This is a genomic window from Paenarthrobacter aurescens (assembly GCF_025421775.1).
Lineage (GTDB): Bacteria > Actinomycetota > Actinomycetes > Actinomycetales > Micrococcaceae > Arthrobacter > Arthrobacter aurescens_B.
Map to the genome: position 1 here is coordinate 264,754 of NZ_JAOEFX010000001.1, position 23,972 is coordinate 288,725.

The following is a 23,972-nucleotide window of genomic DNA, read 5'->3' on the forward strand; positions in this document are numbered from 1 at the left end:
CCGCCGGCATGCAACTCTACCGGCAAGGATGTCAGGCGCGCCCGCTCCGGCGGGGTTCCTTACCTGTAATGGCCGTCACTACCGCCTGCTGGCGGAGCAGGCCGGTGACGATTCCGTTGTGATCCACCACAGCGTATTCGCCGCCCTCCAGCCGGGCCAAGTATTGAATCAATTCCTGGCCCTTGGACCATTCGGGGACGTATGCGCCCGCGGCCAGGGCATGGGCTACCGCGGTGACGGGCGTCGACGTCGTAGCTGGCGCGGGCACAGCTGCCGCTGCGCCGAAATCCACGACTCCTTGCGGTTTGCCGTCGGGCCCGCAAATCACGACGGCGGGACTTCCGGCCGGTGAAATATCCAGGACGTCTGCGACGGTGGCCGAGTTGGGCACGCCTACTGCGCGTTCCGCCAGGCCCGCAGCGCTCACCAGATACAGGCGGCTGCGGAGTTTCGCATGGTGGATGGAGCTGGAGGCGCCCATCCAGAGGAAGCCGCACACGAGGACGGTGACGACAAGAACATTGAGATTGGGCCAGGCCCCAATAATCATGGGTCGGCCAATGAACCACAACAGCAGTGCAACGACAATGACTCGGCCTGACCAGCCAGCAGCAATGGTGCCTTTGTCCTGGCTGCCCGTGGCTTTCCACACAGCAGATTCCACCAAACGGCCACCATCGAGGGGCATGCCGGGAAGGACATTGAAAATGCCGATCAGGAGGTTGGCCCACATCAGCAGGTCGGCCAGAGTTTCCGGTACGCCCCGAAGCGGGGCTACAGCGTCAAAGGCCCAGATGACCCCGGCCACCACGAAGTTGGAGGCAGGGCCGGCCAACGCGACGATGACAGACTTGCCCGGTGACGAGGTGAAGTTCTCGAACTGCGTGTGGCCGCCCCAAAGGTTCAGCACGATTTTCTCTGTTGGCCAGTTAAAGGCCTTGGCACTGAGCGCGTGGGCAAGTTCATGGATCAGGACCGATAAGGCGAGCAGCAGTGCAACGGCAAAGCCGACGAGGTAGGCCCAGTTGCCAAGATAGGGCAAATAGTCCATGAGGAAGGGACCGTAGAAGATGACGGTGATGGCTGCAATCACAAACCACGAATAGGCCAGATAGACGGGAATGCCGGCGATTCGTCCGAGGGGAATGCCGTCCCTCTTTTTGCTGTGCGAGTGATGGGGCGTGGAGGAGCTGCTCACCTAGTTGGCCCCTTCAAGCAGGTTCACTGCTGCGAAGCGGTCAATAACCAGGCGGCCGACGTCGGAAGCTGTACGGCCTGCCAAGGTGTCCCACATGATCATGCGGGGGTGCTCGGGAAGAGGTACCTGATGGGGAATTCCGACCGTGACTACGCCGGAGGCAATGGCGGCCGTGGCTCCTGGAATGGAGTCCTCCAAGGCGACACAGTGGTGGATGGTCAAGGACTCGTCATCCAGCCGCAGCCGTTCCACAGCGGTCAGGTAGGCCTCCGGATGCGGCTTTCCATTAGTGACAGTGTCCCCGGTGACCATGAACTCGAAGTAGGGCTTGGGAAGGCTGTCCACCACCACGGCGGCCAGGGGGCCTTCGGACATTGTCACCAAGGCGCAACGGATGCCCGCGCCGTGGAGTTCATCCAGCAATTCACGCGCGCCGGGCCGCCACGGGACTTCATTACGAACCTGCTCGATGACCTGTGCGCTCAGGGTGTCCACGATGTCACGGGCCTCGAGCCTGACGCCGGCGGCTTGAAGAACGGCAGCCGAGTGCAGCAAGGACTGTCCCACCAATTGCATGGCCTGCTGGTGCGACCAGCTGCCGCCGTGGGATTCCACCAGCGAACGCTCGGCCGCGATCCAGTAGGGCTCAGTGTCCACGAGTGTGCCATCCATATCCCAGAGCACGGCTTTGAGGAGGGGCTGGCTGGGTAACGAATGCATGGTTTCCAGTCTACGTGGAACCTGGCGGGCGCCTGTCAGTGCTTTGCGCTGTGGGCGAAGAAGGGACACGCACCGACATGAAATGCCATGCATCCACGAGGGTCTTGGACGTAGGGTGAGTGGATGAACAGTGTGGACGGGACCCCCGAAGGACAGGACATCACCGCGGAGCCCGAGCGTTTCCTCAAGGAACCCGCGGAAGGCCAGCGTGTCACCGTAATGCTCGCCGCGTTTGAGGGCTGGAACGATGCTGGTGAGGCCGCGAGCGATGCGCTGCACTACTTGAACAAACTCTGGGACGGCAAGAAGGTTGCCACGGTGGACGCTGAGGAGTATTACGACTTCCAGTTCACCCGGCCCACGGTGCGGCGCACATCGTCCGGGGCCCGGAAGGTCAAGTGGCCCTCGACCCGGATCTACAAGGCCGCTGTCCCCGACAGCAACGTGGACGTCGTCTTCGTTTTGGGGACTGAACCTTCCTACCGTTGGCGTGCCTACACCACGGAATTGCTGGTCCACGCGGAAGCGCTCAAGGTCGACTCCGTCATTCTGATCGGCGCATTGCTGGCAGACGTTCCGCACAGCCGGCCCATTCCTGTGAGTACCACCACCGAGGACAGCTCATTGAGGGAGCGCCTCAATCTTGAAGCGTCCCAGTACGAGGGGCCGGTGGGCATAGTGGGTGTGCTTGCGGAGTTCGCCATGCTGGCCGGCCTGCCGACGGTGTCCTTGTGGGCGGCAGTTCCCCACTACGTGGCCCAGCCTCCCTCCCCCAAGGCCCAGCTCGCGATCCTGCATAAGGTGGAGGACCTGCTCCAGGTTCCCCTGGACAGCCTGGCCTTGGCTGAAGAGTCGGAGGCCTGGGAGCGCGGAGTGGACGAACTCGCCACCGAAGACCCCGAGATCGCGGCCTATGTACGGCAGCTGGAGGAGGCGAAGGACACGGCCGACCTCCCCGAGGCCTCCGGTGAATCCATTGCCCGGGAATTCGAGCGGTACCTGAAGCGGCGCGGCAAAGAGCGCCCCTAGGAACCCAACCGGAAACAAGCAACGGCCCTGACATTGCGTCAGGGCCGTTGCTGTTTCCTGCGGATTCGGGTTCTAGAGTTCCACCCCGAGTAACGCGTCGATGGCATCAGTAACCAAGGCCGTATCCTGCGGGGACTTCTCGGCGTCGGAACCTAACGCTTCCTGCGCCCAGCGATCGACGGCGGCGATGGCACCGGGGGCATTGAGGTCATTGGCCAGCTCTTCGCGCATGGCTGCGACCAGGACCGCCGCTGATCCGGCCGGGGCGTTATCGATGGCTTGTCGCCACAGTGCCAACCGCTCTTTGGCCGCGGCGAACCCATCGTCCGTCCACGACCAGTCTGAGCGGTAGTGGTGGGCAAGGATTGCCAAGCGGATGGCCGCTGGTTCCTCTCCCGCGGCCCGGAGCTTGGAGACGAGAACCAGGTTGCCCTTGGACTTGCTCATCTTCTCTCCGTCGAGGCCCACCATGCCGGCGTGTGAGTAGTGCCGGGCCAGAGGAACGCCGGACAGCGAATACGCGTGGCCGGCTCCCATTTCGTGGTGCGGGAAAACGAGGTCTGATCCGCCGCCCTGAACAGTGAAGGGTGCGGGGAGGTACTTCTGCGCAATGACCGTACATTCGATGTGCCAACCGGGCCGGCCGTCTCCAAGGGTTGCGCCTGGCCAGCTGGGCTCGCCGTCACGGGCTACACGCCAGAGCAGGGGGTCGAGGGCGTGGCGCTTGCCAGGCCTGGCGGGGTCGCCACCGCGTTCTGCGAACAAGGCAAGCATTTCCGTTTCGCCCAGTCCTGACACGTCACCGAGGGTCCAGGCGTCTGTGGCGTCGGAGCGCTTGCCGGCCATTTCGACGTCGTAGTAGACATCGCCGTCGGGTTCGTCCCCGGAGCCGTGCACACGGTAAGCAACGCCGTCGGCAATAAGGCGTTCGATGGCGGGCACGATGTCCGGGATGGCCTCAACGGCACCTATGTAGTGGTTGGGCGCGAGGACGTTCAGGGCGTCCATGTCCGATTGGAAAAGCTCGATCTGGCTTTGGGCCAATTCCCGCCAGTCAACGCCTGTGGCCGTGGCACGTTCCAGCAGCGGGTCATCAATGTCCGTCACGTTCTGGACATACGACACCCGGACGCCGGCATCGCGCCAGACCCGGTTCAGGAGGTCGAAGGCCACATAGCTGGCCGCGTGTCCCATGTGGGTGGCGTCGTACGGAGTGATGCCGCAGACATACATCGACTGCTCCGGCTGTCTTTCTACGACCACCACGCGGCCGAGGGCTGTGTCGAACAGCCGAAGTTGCGGCGTGCTGCCGGGCAGCTCAGGAACAGGGCGGGAGGTCCACGATTTCACGACTCAACCTTAGTGCTAGGCACTGATGACACCGAAATACAGCAGGACATACAAGGCCAGGCCCAGGAGGATCCGGTACCAAACAAAGAGCCGGTAACTGCGGGTGGAGACAAACTTCAGGAACCAACCAATGATGATGTAGCCCACCACAAAGGCAATGACGGTGGCCAAGGCAGTCTCCGGCAGGCCGTAGGGACCAGTCAGGCCCTCGTTGGAAACCGTTTTGTAGAGCTGGTAAAGGCCACTGCCGAATACGGCAGGAATCGCCAAGAGGAAGGAGTAGCGGGCGGCGGCTTCGCGCGTGTAGCCCATGAGCAGGCCCGCGGTGATGGTGCCTCCGGAGCGTGATACGCCCGGAATCAGGGCCATGGCTTGGGCAAAGCCATACAAGATGCCGTGCTTATAGGTCAGTTGTGTGAGATCCCTCTCCTGCCGGCCAATGGCGTCGGCAACAGCAAGGATCATGCCGAAGACGATCAGCATGGTGGCAACGATCCACAAACTGCGGAGCACTGATTCGATCTGGTCCTGGAACAGGAGGCCAAGAACAATGATCGGCAGGCTGCCGATGATGACGAGCCACCCCATCCGGGCATCCGGGTTGTTCCGCTCGACTTTGCCGGTGAGCGACCCAAACCAGGCGCGCACAATCCGGACGATGTCCCGCCAAAAATAGACGATGACGGCGGTTTCGGTTCCCAACTGCGTGATGGCAGTGAAAGCGGCACCGGGATCGGCAGCACCCGGAAGGAATGAGCCGACAATCCGCAGGTGCGCGCTTGAAGAGATCGGGAGGAATTCGGTGAGGCCTTGCACCAGGCCCAGCAAGGCTGCTTCTATCCAGTTCACGTGAATAGACCCTACGTCATGAAGACTGGGAACTGCCCGTAAGCTAGCAGCTATGCAGCAGCGTTATGTCGGGAACAGTGGGTTCCGTGTGTCCTCTTTGTCCCTTGGAACCATGTCCTGGGCCCAGGAGACAGATGAACAGGACGCTGCCGAAGTGCTCCACGCATTTATCGCCGCAGGCGGCACCTTCATTGACACCGCGGCGTCGTACGCCCAAGGGCAGGCCGAGGCAATGCTGGGGTCCATGCTGGGCGACGTGGTGGCTCGCTCCGAGGTGGTCATTTCCACGAAAGCCGGCGTGTCGTCGTCGGATTCCAGGCGCAGCATCAACGCCTCACGCGGCGCGATGCTGTCCGCCCTCGATGCCAGCCTCGCCAGGCTCGGAACCGACTACATCGACATTTGGTTCGCGCACGAGTGGGACCCCAACGTTCCACTGGATGAGACCCTCTCAGCGTTGGAACTCGCCCAACGGACGGGTCGCGCCCGGTACGTGGGAATTTCCAACTACAACGGCTGGCAGACAGCCAAAGCCGCAGCAGTGGCCGGATTCACCCTTGTGGCCAACCAGTCCGAATATTCCCTCGTCCAGCGCCGGGCCGAGGAAGAACTTATCCCGGCCGTCGAGGATGCCGGGCTGGGGCTTATGGCTTGGGCGCCGTTGGGTCGGGGTGTCCTGAGCGGTAAATACCGCGGACAAATTCCTGCCGATTCCCGGGCCGCGCAAAGCCGCCTGGCGGCGTACGTCGAGCCCTATCTTGAGCCGAGGGCATCCAGGGTGGTGGAAGCTGTGGCCATGGCCGCCCGCGGGCTTGGACGGTCCCCCTCGGACGTTTCCCTGAGCTGGTTGCTTTCCCGGCCAGGAGTTGCGACGGCGATCGTAGGCGCCAGGAACGCCGTCCAGCTCAAGGAATTGCTGGACGCGCAATTGACGGTCCTGCCGTCAGAGATAGCGCGCGCCCTCGAGGACGTCTCCGCCTCTTAAACCGGCCCTATTGACGGTCCAGGATGTCCAGGAGATAGTTCCCATAGCCGCTTTTGGCGAGTTTGGCGGCTTGCTGGCGCAGTTCGTCGTCGCTCAGGTATCCCATCCTCCACGCCACTTCTTCCGGAGCTCCGATCTTCAATCCTTGCCGGTTCTCTGTGGTGCGCACGTAGTTGGAGGCGTCGTTCAGGTCGCTGAAGGTTCCCGTGTCCAACCAGGCCGTTCCCCGCGGAAACTTCTGGACGTGCAGCTGGCCAAGCTCCATGTACTGCCGGTTGATGTCCGTGATTTCAAGCTCCCCACGCGGGGAGGGCTTGAGGGCTTTCGCCATGGCAACCACGTTGTTGTCGTAAAAGTACAAGCCAGGGACGGCGTAGTTGCTCTTGGGTGACGCCGGTTTCTCCTCAATGGAAACCGCCAGGCCGTCCTCGTTGAATTCCACCACACCATAGGCCGAAGGGTCCTTGACCCAATAACCGAAGATGGCGCCGCCGTCGACGTCTGCATAGTGGCGGAGTTGGTTTCCCATGCCGGGGCCGTTGAAAATGTTGTCCCCGAGGATGAGTGCTACTTTGCCGGTTCCGATGTGCTCCTCTCCCAGAATGAAGGCCTGGGCGAGGCCATCCGGGGTCGGCTGTTCGGCATAGCTGAGGTTGATGCCGAACTGCGAGCCATCGCCGAGGAGCCGCTGGAACTGGGCCGCATCCCCCGGCGTGGTGATGACCAGGACATCGCGGATGCCTGCGAGCATCAGCGTGCATAAGGGGTAATAGATCATGGGCTTATCGAACACGGGAACCAGCTGCTTGCTGATTCCGAGCGTGATGGGATGAAGCCGCGAACCCGTCCCACCTGCAAGAACAATTCCTCGCAAACCTGCCGTCCTCACCTGTGCCCAGTCTCGCCGCGGACGGCTACTCTAGGGCCATGCAGAGAATCCTTGTCACCGGCGGGGCCGGATTCATTGGATGCAACTTTGTCCACTACATCATGGAGCACACTGGCCTGCATGTCACGGTCCTGGACAAACTGACCTACGCGGGCAACCTTGAATCGCTCAACGGGCTGCCACCCGAACGGTTCGAGTTCGTGCTGGGTGACATCTGTGATGCCGCTGTGGTTGACCCGTTGACGGCCGCCGTGGACGCAGTGGTCCATTTCGCTGCGGAGTCCCATAACGACAATTCCCTTCACGAGCCCCGACCGTTCGTCGATACGAACCTGGTGGGTACTTTCACGCTCATTGAGGCCTCGAGAAAGCACGGCACCCGGTTCCACCACATCTCCACCGACGAGGTCTACGGGGACCTGGCCCTGGATGATCCGCATCGTTTCACCGAAGATTCCGTCTACCGCCCCACGAGTCCGTATTCCGCAACGAAGGCGGGCTCGGACATGCTGGTGCGGGCGTGGGTGCGCTCATTTGGGCTCAAAGCCACCATCAGCAATTGCTCCAACAACTATGGCCCTTACCAGCATGTGGAGAAGTTCATACCGCGGCAGATCACCAACATCCTGGACGGCTTGCGCCCGCGACTCTACGGCAACGGGCGAAACGTTCGGGATTGGATCCATGTGGAGGACCACTCCTCCGCCGTGTTGGCAATCCTGGAGGGCGGCCGTGTAGGCGAAACCTATCTGATAGGAGCCGACGGCGAACGGTCCAACCGGGAGGTTGTGGAGCTGCTGCTCTCCCTGACGGGCCAGTCCCCCGACGCCTACGACCTGGTGACCGACCGTCCTGGCCACGATCTTCGATACGCCATCGACTCAAGCAAACTCCGCCAGGAGTTGGGCTGGTCCCCCAAATACCCGGATTTCGACGCCGGCCTGGCTGACACGGTCCAGTGGTACAGGTCCAACCCGGAATGGTGGCGGCCACAGAAAACAGCGACCGAGTCCAAATACGCCGGCCAGGGACACTAGGCCGTGGACCCGGCACAGCAACTACGCTCAAAGCCCACCCCGATTCCCGGGCTGCTGCTCTTCGAGCTACCGCTTCATGGGGATCACAGGGGATGGTTCAAAGAGAACTGGCACCGGAGAAAGATGCTGGACCTTGGTCTCCCGGATTTTGGGCCGGTGCAAAACAACATCTCCTTCAACGCAGCGCGAGGGACCACCCGGGGCATTCACGCCGAACCGTGGGACAAGTTCATCTCCCTGGCATCAGGCAGCATCTTCGGGGCATGGGTGGATCTGCGCGAGGGGCCCGGCTTCGGAACGTTGTTCTGCGCGGAAATGACAGCCAAGGACGCCGTCTTTGTCCCCCGTGGTGTAGGCAACGCCTTTCAAACGCTGGAGGACGACACTGCGTACACCTACCTGGTCAACGACCATTGGAGTCCGGAGGCGCAACGGGACTACACCTTCCTGAACCTGGCCGACGAAAGTGTGGCAGTGCCCTGGCCGATATCCCTGGGCAAGGCGGTGGTGTCCCCACAGGACAAAAACCATCCGCGCTTGTCTGAAGTGGCTCCCCTGACAGTGGCTCCCCTGACAGCGGCTCCCATGACAGTGGCTCCCATGGCGCGGCAGCGCACGCTGGTCCTTGGCGCGGATGGTCAGCTGGGACGCGCCCTGCGGGCTGCCTTCTCCGGTGACCACACGGTGGAATTCGCTGGCCGGAAGCAGTTCGACATCACGTCCGAAGCATCGTACGTGGCCACGGACTGGCGGAAGTACTCCACCATCATCAACGCAGCAGCATTTACGGGAGTCGACGCTGCGGAGACAACGGACGGCCGCGCAGCTGCCTGGAGCATCAACGCCGCTGCCGTGTCCCGGTTGGCGAGCACCGCCGTCGAACATTCGCTGACACTTGTTCATATCTCCACTGACTATGTGTTCGACGGCACCGCCGACGTTCACCATGAGGACGAAACCCCCGCGCCGCTGGGTGTCTATGGCCAAAGCAAAGCGGCTGGTGACACGGCAGTCGCGGCGGTGCCGAGGCATTACATCGTTCGGACCAGCTGGGTGGTGGGTGAGGGGAAGAACTTTGTGCGCACCATGGCTGCGTTGGCGGCGCAGGGTGCATCGCCGTCGGTGGTTGATGACCAGTGGGGCCGGCTGAGTTTCGCGACGGACATCGCTGCGGGCATCCGGCATTTGCTGGACAACCACGCCCCCTACGGTACGTACAACATCAGCAACAGCGGAGAGCGGCAGTCGTGGGCAACCATTGCGCAGGACGTGTTCCGGCTATGCGGCGCCGACCCCGGACTGGTGACGCCCATCAGCACCACCGACTACGCCAAGCCCGGTACCGCTCCCCGTCCCCGCAGCAGCGTTCTGGACCTGACCAGGATTCGCGCCACGGGCTTCGATCCACCGGCGTCGGCCCAACGGCTGGCCGGTTATCTCGACGCCTTGAAACACTGACGAAGCCTGGAAAACACCCTAGCGAACTCCAGCAAAACGGCCTAAAGTTGCCCTACGGCAGCCCATAAAGTGGCAGGGCCGGGAGACAACTCAAGTGAACACTATGGTTGGGCGGCATCCGCTGCCCGCGGCGGTCCAGGCAGTGCAGCAGCCTCGGATCGCCGGCTCAATTGTTATGCCTGAGTTGGACCCTGAAGCCTGGAGAGCCGAGAATGCTGCTGCCGAAGATCGCCCCCCGACGGGACGCGCACCCCCACCGCACCACCGATGTAGCTGTGAATGGCGGCGCCATGCTGTTCACGCCACCGGGGCCCTCCGGACCGGGCACGACTGCTTCGACTGCAGATCAAGCTGCTGGTCAATGGGTGGACCTTGGCGGAGCCCCCGTCAGACCCATGGACGTCGACGATGCGCTGCGTACCATCATGGATCGCGCGGCGGCAGGTGGCGCGAAGCCCCTGGGCGTGTGTTCGGCCAATCTGGACCACATCCGGCATTTCGGTGCAGGCAGCCGCTGGCAGGGCACTTTGGACCAGCCTGCACCAGTGGAGTGGCTGACGTTGATCGATGGAGCGCCGTTGGTTGCGGAAGCGGCCAGGGTCACCGGCCGTGCCTGGCCACGGCTGGCCGGCAGCGACCTGGTGGGACCACTGCTCGACGAAGCAGAACAGCGTGGGCTCAGCGTGGGTTTCGTGGGTGGACGCCAGGAGGCGCAGCAGCTTATCCGGACCACGTTTGCCGTGGAGCGCCCCGGCTTGAGGGTCGCCGGGTGGTGGGCCCCCGAGCGCCCGGTCCTGAGCGACGTGGCGGCATCCACGCAATTGGCTGCGGACATAGCAGCAAGCGCGCCGGACATCCTGGTGGTGGGCCTGGGAAAGCCCCGGCAAGAGCTCTGGATTGCCGAGTACGGGGAACTGACAGGGGCAAAGGTCTTGCTCGCGTTCGGAGCAGTTGTTGACTTCCTGGCAGGTCGGATCAGGCGGGCCCCCACGTGGGTGAGTGGCCATGGCCTTGAATGGGCGTGGCGACTCATGCTGGAACCACGAAGGCTCGCCCGACGATACCTGGTGGACGGGCCGGGAGCTTACGCCAAACTGCGGATCCACAGTAGTGCCGCCTCACCCGGTCGCTTGCCCGGTGGGAGGTCCGCCACCGTGCCCGATTCCTTAGCCGTCCCGGAGCATGAGCCCAGCCGTGCTCCGGGATCGTTCGTGGCGGCGGGAGCGAAGGCCGACGTCGCCGTGATTGTGGTGACCTACAACAATGCCGACGACGTCGGTCCACTGGTGGCCAGCTTGCGGCAGGAAACCGCGGAGCAGTCCCTCAAAGTCGTCATGGCCGATAACTCCCCCGACCACCTGACCATGGAGGAACTGGCCCAACACCCTGATGTGGTGGCCCTGAGTACTGGTGGCAACCTGGGGTACGCAGGTGGAATCAACGCAGCGATGCGTGCAGCCGGGGACGCGGACGCCTACCTCATCCTTAACCCCGACCTGCGGGTGGAGCCGGGTGCGATATCTGCCATGCGGCACAGAATGGCGATGTCCGGGGCGGGGATGGTGGTTCCGATGCTGCTGGACGACGACGGCAGCGTCTACCCATCACTCCGGCGGGAGCCGGGGGTTCTTCGGGCGCTGGGTGATGCGGCCCTGGGAGGGCATGCGCAGGGCAGGCCGGGCTGGCTCTCCGAGATGGATTTTGATCCGGAGAGTTACCGGCATGCGCACCTTGTTGATTGGGCAACGGGTGCGGCGCTCCTGGTCAGCGCCGATGCGACGCAGGAGGTCGGCGCCTGGGACGAGCAGTTCTTCCTCTACTCGGAGGAGACTGACTATTGCCGGCGGGTGCGCGAGTCAGGCAGGTCGATCTGGTTTGAGCCCTCGGCCCGGATGTGGCATGAACGTGGGGGCTCGGGTACGTCTCCGCAGTTGACTGCCTTGATGTCCGTCAACCGGGTGCGGTACGCCGCGAAGTATTGTGGGCCCGGCCAGCTGAAGGCCTTCTCCCTGGTGGTCCTCGCAGCTGAGCTTGCACGGCTCCACAAGCCCGGGCACCGTGAGGCAGCTCTCGCGTTGATTGACCGCAGGCGGTGGGGCACGTTGCCGCAGGCTGCCGTGGCGCCAGAGGGTGGGGCTGCTGCCCCGGAGAGTGGGGCATCGTGGCCATCAGGAGCCGTGATCATCCCTGCGCACAATGAAGCGGGCGTCATCAGCAGGACCCTTGACTCGTTAAAAGGCGTGATCGCTTGGGGCACGGTTGAGGTCATTGTGGCTTGTAATGGCTGTACTGATGGGACGGAGACCATTGCGTCCGGTTTTCCCGGGGTGCGGGTGCTGGTTTTCGACGCTGCTTCAAAGACCGCAGCTTTGAACGCTGCCGATCGGGAAGCTGTCCTGTGGCCCCGGCTATACCTCGATGCGGACATAGAGGTCAGCACGGAGGCCCTTCGCGCAGTGCTGACGGCGCTCGACGACGACAGCGTCCTCCTTGCCGCCCGTCCCGCGTTCCGCTATGACACCAGTGGTGCCACCGCGCTGGTGCGGTCGTATTACCGGGCCCGGAACCGGATTCCGGCCACTGCGCAAGGTCTTTGGGGTGCCGGGGCATACGCCCTCAGCAGGCCGGGACATGACCGCTTGGGCGCCTTTCCGTCCCTCACTGGGGACGACTATTACGTGGACCGTCTCTTCAGCGGGGCGGAGAAGGCTGTGTTGGACACTGAACCGGTGGTGGTGAGGACGCCGCGGACCCGGGCAGCGCTTCTTGCCATTCTTCGGAGGAGCTATCGCGGGAACGCGCAGTTGGCGGGCCCGGAAGCGGTGGCATCGACCTCGCGGACCCTGCGTGAACTGCTTACCTCCGTCAGGAGTCCGCTGAGTTCAGTTGACGCCGCCGTTTACGCCGCCTTCGCCGCCGCGGGCCGCCGTCGTGCGCTGTTCGGCAGGAGGCCGGTAACCGGCTGGGAGAGGGACGACAGCAGCCGCTAGTCAGAAGCCGCAGCTGCCGCCGCCTTCCACGCGGTAAAGGTGCACGGCGTTGCCGTCGGCGAAGGTGTCGGTGAACCTGCCGTCCACCACCGGGATGGTCCGGTCTTCATCGATAACGACGGCGGAGCTGCCGCCGCACTGAACGTGGAAGGTGGCTGTGCCGCCGGCCTTCTTGTTGGCACCGGCAAAAATGTAGACCGTGCCTTCGTGGAGTTTGGTAGCGAGGTCTACAGGGCCGGTGGCTGTTGTCGCGCCGTCGAGGAACGGGGCATTGAGGATGGGTGCGAGGTCAGTGATTTGTTTGTTGAGGGCCGCTACTGTGGGGCGGACCTGGATGCCGCAGTCACGGAGGACATGCTGGGAGATGCAGTCGCCGCCGAAGTTGTGGTTGAAGTAGATGACACCGCGAGCGCCGTGGATCAGGCTGCTCCACACTGCCGCGCGGATCTCGGGAGCGGTGATGGTGGCGGCGTTGGGTGAGTCTTTGAAGGGGTGTCCGGCTTCGACGAAGGCCCAGATGGGCGTGACGTTGCCGCTTGCCTGCAGGGTTCGGACCCGTTCAATGGTCCAGCCGTAGTTTGCGGCCAGCCGGCATTCGTCCTGGGTCAGATCGCGGACGTAGCCGACAATCGCCCCACCTTCGCCCTTGGCACAAATGCTGGGGTCGGTGAACCAATAGGTATCGGCAGACACGACGTCCTGGATGCCTTTGAAGAATTCCACGGATTCCTCATCGGAAAGCCAAAAGGTCACGCCCTTTCCGTAGTTGGCGTAGAGCATTGACCCTTGCGGCGCCACAGCGCGGCGTTCCTTCTGTACCGTATAGCCGCATTTGCTTTCTTCCGGGACACAGAGCGGACCCTCCCCGGGGTACTTGCCTGTCCAGGGCGCGCTTCCCGGCCCTGCCCACATGTCCACCTCGTCGCTCAGGGCGAAGCCTGAGGCGTCTGCCGAGTCGAAAGTGGGAATGGCGTACATTCCTGACGCACGCACCAGTTGGAGGTCGGAGTTGGCGGTCAACTCGACGTAGGTGTTGAGGCCTGCTGCCGTATCGAGGGCAACGTTCCCCTTATCCAGCACGCTTTCGAACCATACGGCGATGGGAAAGAAGGATGGGTCAGCGGGCAGGCCGTTCCTGAACCGGGCATAGTAGTCCGCACCCCCATCCACCGGGCGTAAGACGACTCCCTCGTGGCCCGTTGGAGAGGGGGCTGTGGGGCTGGGCAAATTGCCGTCGGCTGTGCCGGTACCGGTGAAGGGCGTGACGCCGGTGGCAGCGGCGACCACAAACACAAAGCCGGCGAGAACAGTTCCGCCTGCGATTCCCGCTGTCCTTCGTTTCACTGGTGCTCCTCTCCCGGGATAAGGACCTTTCAGGCAGAAGTTTCCTTCACAGGCGACTTCCCATTGGAACGGGACCGCAGGGAATCACGCAGGGGTCCGGTAGCGGCGAAAAAGTGGTCTTCTTCCGCGGGCTTAAGGACGTCCTGGACGGTGAGTTCATCGAGGCTTGTTCCGTCAGATGGCCCGTTTGGGTCCGGGTCATGGCCGGCCTGCCGGCGGCGGGACTTCTTATGCCCCTCCCCCGCCGGAGCCGCTGACCGGGCCCGCAACCGTGAGGCTTCAAACCCCCGGGCTATGGAGACTGCCCCAAAGGTGAGCACTACGCCGGCCACGAGGACAACAATCAGCGACCGGAGCCTGCTGGAGAACTGCTCGGTCGCGTTGTCCGGAGCGGCAACCATCAACGATGTGTACAAGAAGCGTTCGTCGGCCCCATTGATGGATTGAATGGCCATGAGGTCGTCCTCAAGCCGGGCTCCCAGGGCTTTGACAGTGGCTACTGCCTTGTCCTTGTTTTCCGAAGCGGCCGAAATCTCGATCAGGAACGACGCGGGGGGACGTTGGACTGTGAAGTCGGTGCTGAGTCCGTCCCGAAGGAGGGCGTCTCCAGTGGTGTCGGCATTCAACCGTGTGCCCACCACTTGCGCGATCAATGACGAATCTGCCGATCGAAGGTAGGGGTTGTCCGAGTTCAAGGAGTTGAGCGCCGGATTCTTCTCCAGTTCAGCAGCAGTCGGGATCTTGGGGTTGACGATGGCATACGTTGCCTTGGCCTCGTAGGACCGCGGGGCGAACTGGTAGACGTAGATGGCTGCGAGCGCTGTTACCAGCAGGACGGGCAGCACAATGAACTTGTGGTGCATTAGCGTTTTGATGACTGCTACCGGGTCCATGTGATCGCCTCGTCATTCGGTGTGGAAGTTTTGGGGGGTGTTCCGTCAAGGGGCGGCCCACTGTTGTTCTGGTCCGGAGCTTTGGCTTCCCGTAGCTCGAATTCACGGCGAATCATGATCCATGCGCCTCCTCCGAGACCGATGATGAAGGGATACAGCAGGGCAAACACGGGGAAAGCCATCGAGTCGAACGTCAACGAACACCCTGCTGCCACTGCGCCAGCGGCTGCCACCGCTCCGGCAAGGCAGCGGAGGGCTGGAATCCGGGAGGCGCGGGCGGCGATGAACGATGAAATGGCCGGCAGCGTCAGGTAGGCCACCATGCCGATGAAGCCAACGAGTCCGAGGGTAACCAGGGAATTGAGGTACTGGTTGTCCAGGATGTGGAGGGCGTTGTCCGGCAGGTAGTTTCCCGGGCCGAGGCCGAGGAAGGGCAGTTCGCCGAACATCTCCGCGACGCGTGGGTAGTTGTTTGTCCGCGTTGTGAGGGAGGGGTCGCTGTCTCCCGCGGTGAACGAGGACGTCAGTGTCCCCACCAGGCCGGGGATCCCCACGAACAGTGCTGCCATTGCTGCTGGCGCTGCCACCACTGCCCACCGGCGTGCCGCGCGTGGCAGGAACGGGATGAATACCACCATGCCCAGGAACAGTCCAAGGACACCGGATCGTGAAACGGTGGAGGCGATGGCTACAACCAGCAAGGCAGTACCCGTCCAGTGCAGCCATTTGTGGCCGGTGCGGTCGTAGATCGCGCGCCAGATCGACAAGGGCAGCAGCATGGCGCAGACAACGGCCAGCTCTATGGAGTGGAAAGTGCTTCCTGCAACGCGGGTCATCAGTCCGCGCACTTGGAAAGCGGTGTTTCCACCGTTGTCCGTAAAACCTGGCATTGCCTCCTGGATCCACAGCATGGGGTTGACCCGGAAAAGGAATTGGACCAAGGCGACGAGACAACAGAAGAAGGCCCCGGCAAGGATGGCCCGCACCAATGACATGGCGTTGTCCAGGGTGCGTACGGCTTCGGTGGTCACCAGGGCGATCCCGCCGCAGGCGAGGATCAGGATCAGCCAGCGGTCGGCTGCGGCCTGGGCGGAAACGTTGGTGTTGCCGGTGAATCCGGAGAACAGTGCAACGTAGGAGGCGCACGTTCCCACCCAGAGCAGTCCCAGCCCCATCCGGCCCGGGTGGTTCGTTTTCAGTGGATTGTGGAGTCCGAAGAGGGCGGAGCACAGCCAAAAAACCAGCAGCAGGAGGGCCAGCATGATGGGAACGGTGCCCACGGCGCCTATGGGCTTCACGATCATGTTGGAGGGGAAGAAGAAAACGGCGAAGGCCGCGAATTTCAGGAGCAGGCCCACATGTCCGGCGTTGCCCGCGGTGCCGTCGAGATCTGCGATCCGCACTTCCTTGGCTGGCGGGAAGCTGAGTGCCTTCTTCATCCGCTTCACAGCCGGCCTCCTCGCATCGAGGCACGAGGGGCCTCATCAGGCAGGCGGGCGCATGAGGTTTCCAGGAAGCGGGCAAACGCCTTGCGGGAGTCGGCCCAGTCCAGCCGTTTCCTGCCTGCTATGGAGGCAGCGCGTTCGTCGATGCCGGGGGCATTGACAATCCCGGCGAGCGCAGTGGCCAATCCCGATGGGGTTGCGGGGGCCCACACCGCGTCAGGGTCCGTGAGCAGCCCTGACGCGAATGCGGCGTTGTTGAGGACCGGTACGTTTCCTGCTGCGAGCAGCTCCCCTGGTACCAGGGAGATGTTGGTGAAGGAGATTGCCAACCCGGCGATGGTTTGGTTGTACAGGACGTTCAAGTCCGCGGGGGCAAGGTTGCCGTGGTTCGTCACCGGTATCTTCCACCCTGTGACGGTGTCTCCGTAGATGTGGATTTCCTGTTCGGGCTGGAGAGCGTGGAATCGTTCCAGGGCCATTTTGGCCAGAAGGTAGCCGCGCCGGTCCACTTTCTTTTTTGCGTAGTAGACCACTCCTGAGCGGGTGTTCCGTGGGGCGGGCGTGAGCAGCCGGTACGTGTCAGTGTCGCAACCGAACGGAATGACGGCCTGTGGTGACTCGCCAAGTTCAGCCTCCATGACATCGGCGATCATCCCCCCAAGGGCCACATTCGTCAGTCCCAGGCGGTAGCTGTCCTCTGCCAGTGCATAAAGGAATCCGCGGGGGTAGAAGTATGGTTCGTAATCCTGGATGAAATAGAAGAGGTGGACGCTGCCCGGAGCCCGTCCCGCGACAAGGTGTGCCGTGGGCCAGGAACTCGCAACGATGACGTCCACCCCTTCCATCCCATTTGTGGCGCTGCGAACCCCGGCACGCAGCGCCGGCCAGTGGCGGCGGATAGTTTTTTCGTGACGGCCTGCGTCATCGTCGTTGGGGTCGTAGAGGAACAAGGTGCAGTGGTGGCCCCGTTCTTCCATCTCCTGGACCATTCTGAAGAACGTGGTGTGTCCCCCGGAGCCGGGGGCTGGTGGTGTGCAGACCCAGCCAACCCTGAGGCTGCCGGTGATGATGGGGAGCGGTGATGGGCGGCCAAGGGACCGGGAATCGAGAATGTCCACCTCCCGCAGTGGAAGGCCTGGCTCTGAGAGGTCCCAGGTGTCCATTGCCGTGGTTGCAACCCTTGCCGCAACGGTTCTGGCTACCGACCGCCAGCCATCCCTGCGCAGTCGATTGGCGAGGACGCGGACTGTTGCCAGGGCGGACGGCATCATGGCTGGCCTGCGCTTCCGGGACCGCCGGCATGGGAGGGGCTTCCTGTGGCTTGGAGCAGCCCGCGAACATCTGCCACGAGTTGTTTACCCTGGCGGTATGTCAGTGCGGCGTACAGTGCCGAACCGAGCAGGGTGCCGGCAGCGAGGGCAACCCCGGGGTTGGCCATGCCCTGGGTAGCCAGCCACGCAGCAGTCCCTGCCGAGGCAGCAGCCAGGAGCGGCGCAAGACTTCCGCGAAGGAGCTGCCAGGCAGTGGTCTGCAGTACTGATGCGAGGGACTTTGCGTACAGGGGAATCACCACGAAGCACGCCACGGCTGCATGGGCGACGCCTGCTCCCGCGATCCCCCACCATGTGATGCAGAGGTAGAGGGCCGGCGTAAGGGTGGCGAGCCAGGCAACCTGGACCCAGAACAGCCACACCGTCCTGCCTGCCCCCACGCTCAGGTCGGCGAAGAGTTCAACGAGGATCCGTGTGGCACCGAAGACTCCCAGCGTCGCCAGCGCGATGCCCGCCGGTGCCCATGCCCCGCCATATGCGGTCACGATCAGCGGCTGCGCCAGCGCTATCACCATCGCGGAGATCGGGAATGCGCAATAGGAAACCCCGGTCACAAACTTTGCGGCCAAAGGCCCCAGTGTCCCGGCTGCGAAGAGCCTGCCGAACGTTGGCACCGCGGTGGCACGGATGACGGCTGTGATCACCGAGCTGGGCAGGCCGGCCAGGTTGAACGCGAGGAGGTACAGGCCCAGTGCCGTTGGATCCAGCATCCGCCCGATCAGGAGGTAGTCCACGTTGAGCGTGACAAACACCACGAGGTTGGCCATGGCCAACGGCATGCCCAAGCGCAGAATATCCACCGCCACCACCCGGTCAAACCCCGGAGCGTACCTCTTGGGCGTGATAATCCAATACCCTGCCATCGCAACCAGCTGGCCGCCCACCCTGGACCAGGCGAGGGCCATGGCGCCCCACCCGTCCAATGCCATCGGAACCACCAAAAGCAACACCGTGACCAGGCTGCAGAGGTCGACGACGACGCGCGGCTTCTGCATGAACTCCCGCCACACCATGGTGGAGGGCACGGCGCCGATGCCCTGCAGCAGGATAGTCACGGACAGCACCTGGATCACGGGGGTCGCAGCGGGATCATCAAAGGCCGCCGCCAGGGCCGGCGCCAGGGCCATGGCAGCGGCCGTCATGATTCCGCTGGTCACCAGTGCAATCGAGAAGACCGTCGGCGCGATCTTGTCCGCGTCGCCGTTGCCGCGGGCCAGTGCTGCAGTAGCGCCAAGCTCAGCCATGTTCGTTGCAATGGTCTGCACCACAATGGCCACTGCGAGGGCTCCGAAGTGTTCGGGCGCAATCATCCGGGCCACGATGATGGTGGTGGCAAACTGGACAATCCTGCCAAGGGCCATGTTGACCCCGCCCCAGAGCGTTGCGCTCGCAGCCCTGTTGCCCAGTCCGCGGTCCTGACCACTCACGGTGGTCATGAGATTCCCGTCATGGCCCACAAGCGCCAACGGACACGATCCAGCTGCGTATGGACGTACTGGGCTGCCGCCCGCCCGGTGCCGGGGCCTTTGCCGCGTGAAGCACGGGCGATCCGGGCTTGAAGGGCGTTGGCCCGGTGGATGTTGCCCCGAACCTCATGAAGGCACTCAATGAACTTTCGCAGCTCCGTCGCGGCTTCCACGGACCCTCCGCGGGTGATCTCCTGAAGCCCGAGCTGGGCTGCTTCCTTGCTCAGGGCCCGCTTGGCCCGCTGCAACTGCCGGACCCGACGTTCCGGGGAGCCGGGACACCGGGGGTCCTCCAGTACGCGGAAGGCGTCGAGCCGGTGCTGAAGGTCAACCGCCGCGGCCGGGAATTCCATCTGGTGCATATTGGCACCGTGAACACGGTAGAAAGCCTGGACTGGTCCGTTGATCCTGCCCACATCCCATGAAGAGGCTGCCCGCAACCAATACTCCAGGTCCCCTGAATGCGGCAGGGTGGCGCTGTAGGCACCAATGCCGAGGACGGCCTCAGTCCGCATCACAACTTCGGGCGACAGGATGAAATTTCGTCCACGGGCGCAGGCCAGCGTGATCCAGCTTTTGCCACCCCATACTGTCCAGGAGCTGCGCCCACGTGTGGCAGTCTGTGGCGGCTGGTCCGTGAAGTCCCTGGGAAGGCCGTAGACCATACCCACTTCCGGGTTGGCTTCCATCAGTGCCGCGGCCCGGGCCAGGGCACCGGGCGCAAGCAGGTCATCCGCCGAAAGGAGCGTGACGTACCGGCCCCTGGCTCTGGAGAGTCCGTCGTTGTAGGTGGCGATGTGCCCCTGGTTGCTTTCGTGAAGGACCACCGAAATGCGGGGATCGCCCGCGGCCAGGCGCCAGGCCACTGCGGCGCTGCCGTCGGTGGATGCGTCATCGACCACGATGACTTCAACGTCCACGCCATCCTGCGTCAAGGCGCTGGCCACCGCATCGGGCAGGTACCGCCCATAGTTGTAGCACGGGACCACCACCGAAACGCTCGCATGGTGGCGCAAAGGGACTGGCCGCATCAGTTTCATTGAATGCCCTCCAACGCAGGGGAATTGCCCCGCCTGATCACACGCGCGGGGACCCCCGCCCAGGTCTCGTCCCCCGGGACGTCCGTGAGGACCGCCGCTCCCATCCCGATGGTGGCGTTCGCTCCGATGGAGGTGCGCTCGCGGACGCTGGCGTTCATTCCTATGTAGGCGGCCCGGCCGATGTGGACGTTCCCGCCGAGTGAGACACCGGACGCGAAGGTCGCAAAATCGCTGATCTCGTCGTCGTGGGTGAAGGTAACTCCCGGCATGGCCACAACATGGTTGCCGATCGTCACCGACGCCGTCATGCTGACATGCGCAAGGAGGATGCTGCCCCGGCCGATCTTGCAGCCCTCGGGAACCTGCACGGAGGGATCCACCGCTGTGGCGTAGCGGTCTTCATCCAGTCCAAGGGTCCTCAGCCGCATGACCACGCTCTCCCGACCGGACCCGGACCCGATGCACACCAGCAACAGGGCATGGGGGAACTTCAGGGCGTCGCGGATGGGGCCGAGCACATGGGCGCCGTCCACTACCCGGCCAAGCTTGTCTTCGTCGTCGTCGAGGATTCCGATGACGTCGAACGGCCCGCTGCTGCGGACCATGGCGAGGACTTCCCTGGCCAGGCCGCTTGCTGCGATGAGGAGGAGTTCGCTCATGCTGATCGACCCGCGGCGCGAAGCACTGAATCGATGACACGGACCTGGTCGTGGAGTGCAAGCTGGTGGTACAGGGGCAGGATCAGTGTGTGGTCCGTCAGCCATTCGGTGGCGTCCATGGGTGCTCCGCCGTTGTTCTTGCCGGCGTATGCAGGTTGGCGGTGGGCTGCCATGATGCCGCGCCGTGCGGAGATGCCGTCATTGGCCAGTTGGATCATCAACGCCTCACGTCCGATGGGGAATCCAGGTCCGACTTCCAACCAGCAGGACTGGAAGTTGGTGATGCCGTACTCCGGGTCGCTGACCAGACGAAGGCCTTCGACGCCGGCAAACGCGTTCGCGTAGGTGGCCGCCAGTTCCCGCCGCCGCTGGACGGCCTCGCCGAGCCTGCCCAGCTGGACGATTCCGACGGCGGCCTGAAGATCGGTCATGCGGTAGTTGAAGCCGACCTCGAGGTACTCCTCCGCGGATGCCAGGATGCTGGCGTGGCGATCCGCGGCAGAGACGTTCATCGCGTGTTCCCGGAGGCGTCGTGACCGGTCTGCGAAGTCCTGCCTGGAGGTGGAGAGCATCCCGCCCTCTCCAGTGGTGAGTATCTTGCGTGGATGAAAGGACCAAGCAGCCACCTCCGCCCCGGTTCCTACAGGACGTCCGAGGTATCGGGAACCGATGGCACAGGCAGCGTCTTCCACCACGGTGATGCCCAGCGGATCGCACAGGGCACGGATGGGGTCGAGATCAACCGGTACCCCTCCTTGATCGACGGCAACCACCGCTTTTGTCTCAGGCGTCAGAGCTGTTTGAACAGTTTCGGCCGTCACACAACCAGTCAGGACGTCCACGTCCGCGAAGACCGGCCGCGCCCCCACGTACGTTGCAGCGTTCGCTGTGGCAATGAAGGAGAACGATGGCACCACTACGTCGTCGCCGGGGCCCACACCGGCTACAGCAAGGGCAAGATGAAGGGCGCTGGTGCAACTGGAGGTGGCCACCGCAAAGCCTGCTTGTTGCGCCATGGCGAAGGCTTCTTCGAACTGGCGGACTTTGGGACCCTGGGCAACCCATCCGGAGGCAATCACTTCAGCCACTGCCTGGGCTTCCTCCGCGCCGAGCCAGGGCTTCATGACATCTATGCGTGCCAACCGGGTCTCGGACGTGGTCATCGCGCACCGACTACCGGAGCTGCAGGATGGCCGCCCGTACGGGAAGCAGCGATCTCGTCGCGCAGCGGACGCCACCACGTCACCAGCGAACGCAGTCCATCTTCCAAAGCGATGGCTGCCTCGAAGCCCAGGTCATCGCGTGCGGACGTGATGTCCGCCAAGCGGCGGGCCACGCCGTTCACTGCCCTCTCGGGGCCATGTTCCAAGTGCAGGGGGGATTCCATGACTCCCAGCAATGTCTGTGCCAGCTGGGCCAGGCTGGTCTCCGTACCGCTGGCTACGTTGTAGACCCCTTCGGTCACGTCGCTGACAGCTGCCAGGACGTTGGCCCTGGCCACATCGGCGGTGTGGATGAAATCCATGGTCTGCTCGCCGCTGCCGAAGATCAGCGGAGGGAGGCCATCGGCGATCCGTTCCATCCAGCGGACCAGTACCTCGGTGTACAGGCCATGCACATCCATCCGGGGGCCATAGACGTTGAAGTACCGAAGGGCCACGTAGTCCAGGCCGGTCATTGCCCGAAAGCTCCTGGCCATTCCTTCGTTGAAGGATTTTGCCGCACCGTAGAACGTGTCGTTGTTGTGGTGGTGGTGGCTTTCCTTCGTGGGAAACTCCTCGGCCATGCCGTAGACAGAGGCACTGGAAGCTGTGATGAGTTTGTCCACTTTCTGTTGCGCGGCAGCCTCGACCACGTTGAACGTTCCGTCCACCAGCACTTCGAGTGCCAGCCGTGGTTCTTCCGCGCATTGTGTGATGCGGATGGCGGCTTGGTGGAACACCAGGTCCTTCCCGTGCGTAAGGTCGTGGACCAGGTCGCGGTCACGCAGGTCGCCTTCCACCAGCTGCACGCGCTCGCTGGCCAGGGCCCCGTCCAGGTTTGCCCTGCGTCCCCGCACGAGGTTGTCCAGCACGTCGACGTGAGCCGCGCCGCCGTCGAGCAGCTGGTCCACAAGCGTGGACCCAATGGTTCCGGCGCCGCCGGTAACCAGCACATTGGCACCGAGCAGCTCTTTCATCGCGCAACCTGGAGGCTGACCTCGTTGCCTGCCACCACGGTGGACTGTCCGTCGGTGCTGAGGCTTTGGGTGACAGCTTCCAGTACGGACAGGACGCGGAGCCCGGATTCGCCGCTGGTGCGTGGCGTGGTGTGGTTCCGGATTGAGCCGGCGAGTTCGGCCACCACCTGGCCTAAAGGCTCGCGTTCCTGCAGGGCGGGTGACCACGTGTCCCCCAGTCGGTAGGAAATTGCCGAGGCCTTCTTGTCCGCGGCTGACCTGGGTTGGTGCTCAAGGCTCACCCCGCGGTCGTAGACGCTGAGGCGTTGCTGTGGATTGAGGTCATCCCATACGAGGGTCCGCTTTGACCCCCCGATGATCATTTGCCGGATCTTGGTGGGGCTGAGCCAGTTCACATGGATATGGACCATGGCGTCGTTGGGCAGGCCGAACGTCAAATGCCCCACGCAGTCCCGGCCTGTGCCCAGTGGATCCGCGCCATGGGCTGCGATTTCGGTAGGATGCAACCCGCCAGGCAGGACGAAGTCCAGAATTGAAAGATCGTGGGGCGCCAGGTCCCAAAAGACATTGACGTCCGGTTGGACGAGGCCCAGGTTGATGCGGACGGAGTCTACGTAGAGGATGTCGCCCAGGGCACCGCTGGACACCAGCTCCTGGATTTTCAGGACTGCCGGAGTGAAACAGTAGGTATGGTCCGCCATGAGCACCAGGCCCCTGGCTTTGGCTTCCTCCACCATTTCCAGGCCTTTGGCACGACTGTCCGCCAATGGCTTTTCCACGAGAACATGTTTCCCGGCACGCAATGCCGTCATCACCACGCCGTGATGCGTGTGCGCCGGCGTTGCCACGGCTACGGCGTCCAGGTTGTAGGTGTCCAGCAGTTCGTCCAAGGACTCGACGACGGCCACCCCACCCACCGTCTCGGCAAGCTTGAGGCCGCGCTCGACGTCAAGATCGCAAATGGCCACCAGGTCCCAGTCGGGACTGGCCTTGAGGTTTCTGGCGAGGTTGGGACCCCAGTAGCCCGCACCGACTACGGCGATGCGAAGCCTGGGCCGCAGTGCGTGGCCATTCAGTTGTCCTGATGGAATAGTTCGTATGCTCATTTCC

At 63.4% G+C, this 23,972-nt stretch carries 20 protein-coding genes; 5 read left to right on the forward strand and 15 right to left on the reverse strand.

Annotation, left to right across the window (positions count from 1 at the left end; all coding sequences use genetic code 11):
- Positions 1-31: 31 nt before the first annotated feature.
- Positions 32-1,198: a site-2 protease family protein gene (locus tag N7568_RS01285; protein WP_261608108.1), complete on the reverse strand. Its 1,167-nt coding sequence runs from the start codon at positions 1,196-1,198 to the stop codon at positions 32-34.
- Positions 1,199-2,011 (reverse strand): HAD family hydrolase, encoded by an 813-nt coding sequence (locus N7568_RS01290; RefSeq protein WP_261608109.1) that lies wholly within the window; start codon positions 2,009-2,011, stop codon positions 1,199-1,201.
- Positions 2,012-2,041: 30 nt separating this feature from the next.
- On the opposite strand from N7568_RS01290, the gene N7568_RS01295 reads away from it, so the two are divergent.
- Positions 2,042-2,947 (forward strand): PAC2 family protein, encoded by a 906-nt coding sequence (locus N7568_RS01295; protein WP_261608110.1) that lies wholly within the window; start codon positions 2,042-2,044, stop codon positions 2,945-2,947.
- A gap of 72 nt (positions 2,948-3,019) precedes the next feature.
- Here the strand turns inward: N7568_RS01295 and mshC are convergent, their stop codons facing one another.
- Together mshC and N7568_RS01305 are read right to left on the reverse strand one after the other, a co-directional pair.
- Positions 3,020-4,297 (reverse strand): cysteine--1-D-myo-inosityl 2-amino-2-deoxy-alpha-D-glucopyranoside ligase, encoded by a 1,278-nt coding sequence (gene mshC / locus N7568_RS01300; RefSeq protein WP_261608111.1) that lies wholly within the window; start codon positions 4,295-4,297, stop codon positions 3,020-3,022.
- 15 nt (positions 4,298-4,312) lie between these two features.
- Positions 4,313-5,146, reverse strand: a complete 834-nt coding sequence (locus N7568_RS01305) for an undecaprenyl-diphosphate phosphatase (protein ID WP_261608112.1) — start codon at positions 5,144-5,146, stop codon at positions 4,313-4,315.
- A 52-nt stretch (positions 5,147-5,198) separates the two neighbouring features.
- On the opposite strand from N7568_RS01305, the gene N7568_RS01310 reads away from it, so the two are divergent.
- Positions 5,199-6,131, forward strand: a complete 933-nt coding sequence (locus tag N7568_RS01310; RefSeq protein ID WP_261608113.1) for an aldo/keto reductase — start codon at positions 5,199-5,201, stop codon at positions 6,129-6,131.
- Between the two features lie 7 nt (positions 6,132-6,138).
- On the opposite strand, the gene rfbA is transcribed toward N7568_RS01310, so the two are convergent.
- Entirely contained in the window at positions 6,139-7,005 is an 867-nt protein-coding gene (rfbA, locus tag N7568_RS01315; protein ID WP_261608114.1) for a glucose-1-phosphate thymidylyltransferase RfbA, read from the reverse strand.
- Positions 7,006-7,058: 53 nt separating this feature from the next.
- Between rfbA and rfbB the strand changes: the two genes are divergently transcribed.
- The 3 genes from rfbB (at position 7,059) to N7568_RS01330 (ending at position 12,505) form a co-directional block, all read left to right on the forward strand.
- Positions 7,059-8,057, forward strand: coding sequence for a dTDP-glucose 4,6-dehydratase (gene rfbB, locus N7568_RS01320; protein WP_261608115.1), 999 nt, complete (start codon positions 7,059-7,061; stop codon positions 8,055-8,057).
- 3 nt (positions 8,058-8,060) lie between these two features.
- Positions 8,061-9,515, forward strand: coding sequence for a bifunctional dTDP-4-dehydrorhamnose 3,5-epimerase family protein/NAD(P)-dependent oxidoreductase (locus N7568_RS01325; RefSeq protein ID WP_261608116.1), 1,455 nt, complete (start codon positions 8,061-8,063; stop codon positions 9,513-9,515).
- A 212-nt stretch (positions 9,516-9,727) separates the two neighbouring features.
- The gene (locus tag N7568_RS01330) at positions 9,728-12,505 is read left to right on the forward strand and encodes a WecB/TagA/CpsF family glycosyltransferase (RefSeq protein WP_261608117.1); all 2,778 of its coding nucleotides are present in this window, start codon (positions 9,728-9,730) and stop codon (positions 12,503-12,505) included.
- Here the strand turns inward: N7568_RS01330 and N7568_RS01335 are convergent, their stop codons facing one another.
- Genes N7568_RS01335 through N7568_RS01380 form a run of 10 tightly spaced genes read right to left on the reverse strand, consistent with a single transcriptional unit; the run spans position 12,506 to position 23,968 of the window.
- Positions 12,506-13,849 carry a hypothetical protein gene (locus N7568_RS01335; RefSeq protein WP_261608118.1) on the reverse strand — a complete coding sequence of 448 codons (1,344 nt, stop codon included), beginning with the start codon at positions 13,847-13,849 and terminating at the stop codon, positions 12,506-12,508.
- Between the two features lie 29 nt (positions 13,850-13,878).
- A complete protein-coding gene (locus N7568_RS01340; RefSeq protein WP_261608119.1) occupies positions 13,879-14,742 on the reverse strand; it encodes a chain-length determining protein in 864 nt (287 codons plus the stop codon).
- A complete protein-coding gene (locus tag N7568_RS01345; protein WP_261608485.1) occupies positions 14,730-16,181 on the reverse strand; it encodes an O-antigen ligase family protein in 1,452 nt (483 codons plus the stop codon). The genes N7568_RS01340 and N7568_RS01345 overlap by 13 nt, the downstream gene beginning before the upstream one ends.
- Positions 16,182-16,186: 5 nt before the next feature.
- Positions 16,187-17,458, reverse strand: a complete 1,272-nt coding sequence (locus tag N7568_RS01350) for a glycosyltransferase family 1 protein (protein ID WP_261608120.1) — start codon at positions 17,456-17,458, stop codon at positions 16,187-16,189.
- A complete protein-coding gene (locus N7568_RS01355; protein WP_261608121.1) occupies positions 17,455-18,954 on the reverse strand; it encodes an oligosaccharide flippase family protein in 1,500 nt (499 codons plus the stop codon). Before N7568_RS01355 ends, N7568_RS01350 begins: the two co-directional genes overlap by 4 nt.
- Positions 18,951-20,015 carry a glycosyltransferase family 2 protein gene (locus N7568_RS01360; protein ID WP_261608122.1) on the reverse strand — a complete coding sequence of 355 codons (1,065 nt, stop codon included), beginning with the start codon at positions 20,013-20,015 and terminating at the stop codon, positions 18,951-18,953. The genes N7568_RS01355 and N7568_RS01360 overlap by 4 nt, the downstream gene beginning before the upstream one ends.
- Positions 20,016-20,020: 5 nt before the next feature.
- Positions 20,021-20,683, reverse strand: coding sequence for an acetyltransferase (locus tag N7568_RS01365; protein ID WP_261608123.1), 663 nt, complete (start codon positions 20,681-20,683; stop codon positions 20,021-20,023).
- Positions 20,680-21,846 (reverse strand): DegT/DnrJ/EryC1/StrS family aminotransferase, encoded by a 1,167-nt coding sequence (locus tag N7568_RS01370; protein ID WP_261608124.1) that lies wholly within the window; start codon positions 21,844-21,846, stop codon positions 20,680-20,682. Before N7568_RS01370 ends, N7568_RS01365 begins: the two co-directional genes overlap by 4 nt.
- Positions 21,843-22,862, reverse strand: coding sequence for an NAD-dependent epimerase/dehydratase family protein (locus N7568_RS01375; RefSeq protein ID WP_261608125.1), 1,020 nt, complete (start codon positions 22,860-22,862; stop codon positions 21,843-21,845). Before N7568_RS01375 ends, N7568_RS01370 begins: the two co-directional genes overlap by 4 nt.
- Positions 22,859-23,968 (reverse strand): Gfo/Idh/MocA family protein, encoded by a 1,110-nt coding sequence (locus tag N7568_RS01380; RefSeq protein ID WP_261608126.1) that lies wholly within the window; start codon positions 23,966-23,968, stop codon positions 22,859-22,861. The genes N7568_RS01375 and N7568_RS01380 overlap by 4 nt, the downstream gene beginning before the upstream one ends.
- Between the last annotated feature and the right edge of the window lie 4 nt (positions 23,969-23,972).